Source organism: Ancylobacter moscoviensis, assembly GCF_007559435.1.
GTDB lineage: Bacteria > Pseudomonadota > Alphaproteobacteria > Rhizobiales > Xanthobacteraceae > Ancylobacter > Ancylobacter moscoviensis.
The window spans coordinates 1-893 of record NZ_VMBP01000012.1 but is presented as its reverse complement, the minus strand read 5'-3'; the positions used below and the strand labels follow the sequence as shown (position 1 = coordinate 893).

The following is an 893-nucleotide window of genomic DNA, read 5'->3' as shown; positions in this document are numbered from 1 at the left end:
CTAGGTCACCGACTCATAAATCGCATCCATATGCGTGCTGCGGCGAGTTTGACGGCTGCGAGGAAGTTTGCGGCGTGCTTTTCGTATCGGGTGGCGACGGCGCGGTAGTGCTTGAGCTTTGAGAAGAAGCGCTCGACGAGGTTTCGCTGGCGGTAGAGCCACGAGCTGAAAGGGAGCCTGCGCTTGCGGCTCTTCATTGGCCGGACGTTGGCGAAGACGCCGCGCTCGCGGAGGGCGTTCCGGAGCCGGTCGCTGTCATAGGCGCGGTCGGCGAGCAGGATCTGGCCTTCGCTCAAGGTCTCCAGCATGTCACTCGCGCTGACGCCGTCATGGGCCTGGCCCTCGGTCAGCTTGAGCGCGACCGGAAGGCCGTTGGCGTCCACGAGGGCGTGGATCTTGGTGGTCAGCCCGCCCCGCGAGCGCCCCATGCACTGGGCTCGAGCGTGGTCCCGAGCGGCGGCCGGGGTACCGAACGAGCTGGCGTATGGCCCCCCTTTTTGACGTTGCCGCCATGCTGGTGGACCCGGATCGAGGAGGAGTCGATCATCTGCAGGTCGCCGTCGTAGGCGCGGCTCACCGCCTCGAAGATGCGGTCCCACACGCCGATCTTGGCCCAGCGGCGGAAGCGGTTCGAGCAGGTCGTAGGCGGGCCGTAGCGCTCGGGGATGTCGGCCCAGGGCGAACCTGTCCGAAGCCGCCAGTAGATGCCGTTCAGCACCTTCCGATCGTCGGCCCGCGGAACCCCGCGCGGCTTGTTCGGCAGAAGCGGCGCGATGATCGACCATTCGAAATCGGTCAGTTCGTAACGACGTGGCGCGCTCATCAGGCTCCTCCCAGAGCCTTGAATCACGCAACGCCTAAACCCGCTACCGCTTTATGAGTTCGTGACCTAG

The 893-nt window shown here is 65.4% G+C and carries 1 protein-coding gene; it reads right to left on the bottom strand.

Features of this window, described 5'->3' with window-relative positions; translation table 11 throughout:
• Positions 1-5 precede the first annotated feature (5 nt).
• A protein-coding gene (locus FO470_RS19450; RefSeq protein WP_144344657.1) for an IS5 family transposase occupies positions 6-823 on the bottom strand; the annotation gives its coding sequence in 2 pieces (ribosomal slippage) (positions 6-430 and positions 430-823; 819 coding nt in all).
• Between the last annotated feature and the right edge of the window lie 70 nt (positions 824-893).